Annotated in this window: 6 protein-coding genes; 4 read left to right on the forward strand and 2 right to left on the reverse strand. The window is 64.7% G+C overall.

What is annotated here, in order from left to right:
- Window positions 1-167 precede the first annotated feature (167 nt).
- A complete protein-coding gene (locus tag VGE27_RS06090) occupies window positions 168-986 on the reverse strand; it encodes an alpha/beta hydrolase (protein ID WP_331048749.1) in 819 nt (272 codons plus the stop codon).
- A 27-nt stretch (window positions 987-1,013) separates the two neighbouring features.
- A complete protein-coding gene (locus VGE27_RS06095) occupies window positions 1,014-2,282 on the reverse strand; it encodes a serine hydrolase domain-containing protein (RefSeq protein ID WP_331048750.1) in 1,269 nt (422 codons plus the stop codon).
- A gap of 234 nt (window positions 2,283-2,516) precedes the next feature.
- On the opposite strand from VGE27_RS06095, the gene VGE27_RS06100 reads away from it, so the two are divergent.
- The 4 genes from VGE27_RS06100 to VGE27_RS06115 form a co-directional block, all read left to right on the forward strand.
- Window positions 2,517-4,259: an alpha/beta hydrolase gene (locus tag VGE27_RS06100; protein ID WP_331048751.1), complete on the forward strand. Its 1,743-nt coding sequence runs from the start codon at window positions 2,517-2,519 to the stop codon at window positions 4,257-4,259.
- Window positions 4,260-4,316: 57 nt separating this feature from the next.
- Window positions 4,317-4,853 carry a DinB family protein gene (locus VGE27_RS06105; protein ID WP_331048752.1) on the forward strand — a complete coding sequence of 179 codons (537 nt, stop codon included), beginning with the start codon at window positions 4,317-4,319 and terminating at the stop codon, window positions 4,851-4,853.
- A 4-nt stretch (window positions 4,854-4,857) separates the two neighbouring features.
- Window positions 4,858-5,409, forward strand: a complete 552-nt coding sequence (locus VGE27_RS06110) for a hypothetical protein (protein ID WP_331048753.1) — start codon at window positions 4,858-4,860, stop codon at window positions 5,407-5,409.
- Between the two features lie 177 nt (window positions 5,410-5,586).
- Window positions 5,587-6,695: efflux RND transporter periplasmic adaptor subunit (locus VGE27_RS06115; RefSeq protein WP_331048754.1), on the forward strand; the 1,109-nt coding region annotated here is incomplete at its 3' end.

Genomic DNA, 6,695 nt, shown 5'->3' on the forward strand with positions numbered 1-6,695 from the left:
ACCCGAAAGCTGCTTGTCCACTTCGGTGTGGTCGATGATGATCAGCGCCGCACCGGCGCGGCTGTACGTCATCGACGCGAGGCGCTTGCCGCCCACTTCGTAGTGAAATCCACCGCGGTGATCCTGCTCCTGCTGCACGACGGTGCCGGTCTGGCTGGGGCCTTCGCTCATGATGTCCTCGGTTGATTGGCGGTGGTGTGTAAAACGTATGCGACATGCTCGGCCAGGACGTCGCGCGTGGGCGCCACATGCGTGACGGGCGCCATGTGCCCGGTCCCTTCGAGTGTGACGATGCGTGCGTTCGGGTAGCGCGCGGCGAGCAGGGAAATCACGGCGTGGGCAATGGCCGGCGTGCGTGAGCCAAGCGCGAGCGTGATGGGCATGGATGCGGGCAGCGTAAGCTGCTCCAGCGCATCCGGGCCGTTCACGCTGCGCACTTCCTGGTACATCTTCCAGCCGATCGTGCGGATCACCGCCTGCTGCGCGGGCGGCATGCGCTGCCACGAGCCGGGCCGGTTCCAGAAGTCGATGAAGCGCTCGATCCACGGTTCACTGCCGCCGTACTGATCGTCGTGCAGAAAATGCGGATCGTTGGCAAATCCTTCGAGCGTCGCGCGCGCTTCTGCATCGATCGTATCGACGACGGGACGCAGTGAAGAGAACAGCGTCGGCTCGAAGAGGAACAGGGAGCGCAGCCGTGTGCCGAGCAGCGGGGCCAGCGTGAGCGCGACCAGTCCGCCATAGGAATGTGCGACGATGTCGACCGGGCCACCGCCAGGATGGGCGTCGTCGAGCTGTTGCAGCACCGTGGCCGCGTCATCCGCCGCAGTGACCACCACGCCGTTGACGGGCGGTCGCGGCGGGTAGCCGATGTGCACCGGCCGCAGCGGTGCGCCAAGGGGAGCGACGATGGCCTCGTACGGCGCCCACATCTCCGCCGTGGTGGCGGTGGAGTGCAGCAGGAGAACGGTCGGGGTGTCGTACATCGATGAAAGATGCACGACATGCCCTCGCTACGCCCAGAGGAAACCCGGATGATCGTCTACGGTGAGCGCGCGTACCCCACGCTCGTAGACCCGGGCACCCCGGTCGCCGTTGGTGAAGACCACCATGGCCCGTCCGGCGGCGGGATCGAACCAGCAAAAGTTCTTGAAGCCCGGATTGTCGCCCCACTGCCATGCGCAGCGTGATGTGCCGACCTCTTCGAGGCCAACGCCCAGGCCCCACTGAATGGCCTCGTTGCCGCGCACCTGCGGTTTCATCATGTCGGCCACAATGGCGGACGATACCGGCGAGCGACTGGATGATCCGACGAGGTGCTGCAGGAATCGCGCAAAATCATTGGCCGTGGTGAGCATGCTGGCGGCCGCATTGATGGTGAGGAACACCGGCAATACCGCACGTGTTGGCGAGGCGGTGCGCAGGGCCGCCTCGAGGTCTTCCACGCGTGCTTCGTCCATTGCTTTGCCACGAGACGACATCAGTTGCTGGAGTGCGGACGCGGGGTCGTTCTCTGCGGTCGGATTGGGCCGTCCGCGGCCGTCGTGTCCACTGGCAAGGAGTGCGCTCAACGCGGGTAGTGGCGCGAGACTCGAGCGGGTCATGCCAAGCGGCTCGAACACGCGCTGACGGGCGAGTGCGGCGAAGGCCGTGCCCGTGATCTGTTCGGCGATGCGCTGCAGAAAGAAGAATCCCTCGCCCGAGTAGGACCACCGCGATCCCGGTGTGAAATCGGCCGTGAGTCGCTGCGTGGCATCAAACCGCCAGTTGCGCCAGCCGCCACTGTGGCTGAGCAGGTGACGAGCCGTGATCGCGCGACTGGCCGCATCGTCGTCCGGCAGCGCGAGGTAAGTGTGCACGGGTGCGTCGAGATCGAGGCGCTTCTCGTGCACCAGCCCGAGAATGACATATGACGCCACGATCTTGGTGAGCGACGCGGCCGCATACACCGTGTCGGCGGTGGCCGACGCGGGTTCGCCACTGCGTCGCACGCCCACGGATTGTGTACGGGTGCGGCCACGCTCGATCACCGCCAGACTCAGTGACGGCACACGGGCCAGGCGCAGCAGCCGGGCGAAATCGGTGCTGTTTTGCGCGGACGCCAATTCCGATGAGAACTGATCGTCGGACGTGGCGGCCGAGGCCAGACCGGGCGTACCCAATCCCACGCCGAGCGCGCCGAGTGTCACGAGAGCACGGCGTCGGGAAGAATCGGCCGCACCTGCAGGACTGGCAAAGGAACCGGTAGTGCGACCGGTGGTGGCGTCGTGAGAGGGCAACATCGGCGGGAGGTCGGCGGTGTAATTGAAGAAGTGCGGTGGCTCTGGTGCGGTTCAGGTGTGATTCAGTTGAGGCTGAACGGCGCACGACGGATTACACTTTCACGCGAACACTACGGATCGAAGCCGGCGAGGATTCGCCCAGGGTCGAACTCTGCTCATGCTGACGTGAAATCCGATCGGGAAGACAAGAGGAAGACAATGCGTGTCAGCGTTTCGTTGTCGCAGCTCATCGGGATGCTCCTGTCATCCCTATTGCCATTGGTGTTGCCCGCGGCGATTCGGGCACAGGGGGCAGTGTCCCTGCAGGGTGCGCGGGGCACGGTGACGGTGCGCGCACCTGGTCAGGCCTGTCGTGTGGCCATGCTCGACGATCGGCCGGCACAACGCGGTGGGGACAGCTTGTTTCGTTTCACCGGTGTCGCACCCGGCGGCTATCGGCTGTTGTGCGGCTCTCCCTTGGAGATCTACGTGCAGCCCGGTGCAGATCTCCGGGTCACGCTCAGTGCGAGCACGTACCCGGTCTTTCAGGGTCGCGGCGCACAGCTCAATCGATATCTCATTGGACCACGGGCCATGGCCACGCCGGAGTTGGCGGCGCTGTGGACAGAGCAGCCTTCCGACTTCACGCGGGAATGGAGAGCCGCGTACGACGATGACCTGCGTACTCTGCGTCGCGTCGGGGGCACAGACAGGGAGTTTCGCGAACGCGAGATGATGCGCCTGCGCTTGCGTCATGCATTTGGTCGTGTGGTGTATCCCTACTTTCACTGGCGCGAGTCCGACGAGCGCAAGCTTGCCCTCCAAACGGACTTCACGGTCTTGTTGTCCGGTATCCAGCTCGACGACCTGCGATGGTCGTCATTGCCGGAGCATGCAGAATTGCTGGGCGCGGTGATTCATGAGCGGGCGCGGAGTCTACTCGCCAGCGAACCGGCGCTGCAGCATGGCGATGCGCGCTGGCTGCGGGCGGAGTTCGCGTCAGCGACCACCCTGCTCACCGATTCCACGCTGCTGCGCCGTACCACCTCCCGCATGCTGGCCACCGCCATCGAGGAGAACGGTGGTCGTGGCGTCGATTCTGTGTATGCACGCTGGCTGGCGCTCGGCGTGGACTCTGCCGCGCGGGCGCGCATCGACTCGCTTCTTGCCGTGGATCGCGCCATGCAGCAGGGTCATCACGTGGAGACCTATCGCACGCTGGACAATGTGGCAATGAATGTGCACATCCTGCGACCGGAGAATGTGGACAGCACGACAGTGACACCGGCTATGTTGTGGTTCCACGGCGGATCGTGGAACAGCGGCACCTGGTGGCATTCACCGGGGGTGGTGGGCGCACTGCGCGAAAACGGCGTGACCGTGGTGGGCGTGGAGCTGCGCACAAGCAATCGCTTTGACAGCGGCCCGCTCGAGCAGGTGGAGGACGCGGTACTGGCGCATGAATGGATCGTGCGCAACGCGTCGAGACTGCACATCGACAGCACGCGCGTCGGCGTGGCGGGTTTCTCTTCCGGCGCGACGCTGGCCACCATCCTCGGCACGCGCGGCCTCTTGCCACTGCCACCCGCGCCCGCCGAAGGACAGGTGCCACAACCCATGCCAGTCGCGACGCGCCGTTATCCGGCAGCAGTACTGGCGGTGGGCGCGTGTGTGTATCCCAGTGGCCCCGGCGAGGACGGCTTCTTCCGCAAGGTCGTTGGGCTGCAGGCGGTGGTGTCCGAGTTCACGCCGATCCTGTCCACGATGGCGCAGCAACCGCCCACGTTGTTCGTGCACGCCAGCCAGGACGAGTACTGCGACATCAAGCCGGTGCGCACCTTCGTTGAACAGTCGCGTGGGCTGGGCAACCGGGTGACGCTGAGTGAAGTGGAGAACGCCGGTCACTTTTTCGGCTTCTACTACCAGCCGGGACAGCGTCAGATGCGGCGTGCCATACAAACCGCGTTGACCGAGTGGGGATGGCTGGGCGCGCGCTGAGCGCAGTTGGACACAGCCCGCCCGTATATTGGTGGCATCCCCTCTGGAGTCATCACCATGACATTTGTACTCGATGAAGGATTGGCCGTGCTGGAGCGCACGCCGGCCACGTTGCGCGCCATGCTGGGTGGCCTGCCCTCCGCCTGGATTGCCGCGACGGAAGGCGGCGAGACGTGGAGCGCCTTCGATGTGGTGGGTCACCTCGTCCATGGCGAACACGATGACTGGGTGGTGCGGGCGCGCCTCATTCTCGCGCAGGGCACCGAACGCACGTTCGCGCCCTATGACCGGCTTGCTCAATTCCGCGAAAGCGAAGGCAAGACGCTGGACATGCTGCTCGACGAGTTCGCAACCAGTCGCGCGGCGAACCTCGCGGTCGTACGGGGGTGGGCACTCACCGAAGAGCAGTTGGCGCTTGAAGGGGTGCACCCCGCGTTCGGAGCGGTGACGCTGCGCCAGTTGTTGGCCACCTGGGTGGCGCACGATTTTGCGCACCTGCTGCAGGTGAGTCGTACGATGGCGCGACGATATCGTGACGACGTGGGGCCGTGGCGGGAATATCTTTCGGTCATGCGCACTGAAACCCGTGAGTGACCAGATGACGCCATTCGACCCCGCGTCGCGGGCGATGCTGCAGCACTTTCTCGCGTCGATTGCCTATCGCACCCAGAAGGCGCTGCGTGGCGCGCCCGAGAGCTTCGGCGACTTCCGTGCGGCGCACCATGTGCGCACGCCATATGAACTGCTCTGGCACATGACCGGCGTGATCGGCTATGCCCGCACGTTTCTGCGCGGGGGTGATTTTGCACCGCCCCGACTCGGCAGTCTGGCGCTCGAGATCGAGCGATTTCATGCGACGCTTGAGGGACTGCGCGACGACTTCGTGGATCCGTCACTCAGGGCGAGCATCACTGATATCCAGTTTCTGCACGGGCCGTTGTCCGACACCATGACGCACGCGGGGCAGTTGGCGATGCTGCGGCGAATGGCCGGGTCACCCGTACCGTCGGAGAACTTCATCTACGCCGCCGTGACGTCGGCCAATGTCGGCGCGGCGCAGCCCGAGCCCGTGGCACCCGATGGCTGGTGGCGGCCCAATCAGGCACCACAGCCTCCAGGCCCCATCACGGAAGTGCCCGAAGAGTCCTGACGGGCTCTGCCGTATCCCGCTGGCAACCTTTGGCGGAATGTCCCTGTCCGATGGGGAGACCGGGACCAGTCCCAATCAATGGTTGGATTACGAGTCGATGAAAACTCGTGCCCAGCCGCTGCGGAGTGGTTCCTGCGGTGCCATGATGGCGCACCCGCAAATGGTCCCCCACCCCGAATGGTGTCTATGCTGCGATTCCTGCGCGCCCGGCTTCGGTACGTTGGTGCTCTCGCCGTGTTGCTCGTCGGTGCCTCTGCCTGGCTGTATGCCCGCGACACGGGCGGCGTAAACGAAGCCAGCGGGGTCGTGCCCGTGAAGCGCGGTGACTTCGAGGTGGTCGTCACGACATCCGGCGAGCTGCGCGCTCCCAAGTTCGTGCAGATCCAGCTGCCACAGAACACGCAGCAGGCAGAGGCCTACCAGCTCAAGATTGCGACCATCGTGGCAGAAGGCACGGTGGTGAAGTCCGGCGATGTGGTGGCCGAACTGGATCGCTCACCGCTGGCCTCCAAGATGCAGGAGGTCACGCTCGCGTTGCAGAAGGCCGACGCGCAGTACACGCAGGCGCAGCTCGATACCACGCTCAACCTGTCGCAGGCCCGCGAAGACCTCCGCAACATGCAGTTGCAGCTCGAGGAGAAGCGCATCGCGAAGGAACAGGCGCAGTTCGAAGCACCGAGCGTGCGACGCCAGGCCGAGATCGACCTCGAGAAAGCTACGCGCGGTCTGGCCAAGTCCACCACCGACTACAAGACCAAACAGGAACAGGCGTCGGCCAAGATGCGCGAAGTGGGCGCCGATCTCGAACGGCAGCGCAATCGCCTCAAGATCATCAATGACGTGATGGCCGGCTTCACCATCCGCGCACCCGCCGATGGCATGGTCATCTACGTGAAGGAGTGGAACGGTCGCAAGAAAACCACCGGCTCGCAGGTGACTCCATGGGAGCCGACCGTGGCCACGTTGCCCGACCTCACGCAGATGGAATCGATCACCTTCCTCAACGAGATCGACGTGAGAAAGGTGGCCGTGAACCAGGAAGTGCAGATCGCGCTCGATGCCGACCCGAGCAAGCGACTGCGCGGCAAGATCGTGCAGGTGGCGAATGTGGGTGAACAACGGCCCAACGCCGATGCCAAGGTGTTCGAGGTACGCGTGACGGTGGAGAAGCCAGACACCACGTTGCGCCCGGGCATGACCACATCGAATGCCGTGCTCACGCAGACGGTGAAGAACGCACTCTTCGTCCCGCTCGAGGCTGTGCACAGCGACAGCGGTCGCACATT

Origin of the sequence: Gemmatimonas sp., from assembly GCF_036405635.1 — a bacterium.
GTDB lineage: Bacteria > Gemmatimonadota > Gemmatimonadetes > Gemmatimonadales > Gemmatimonadaceae > Gemmatimonas.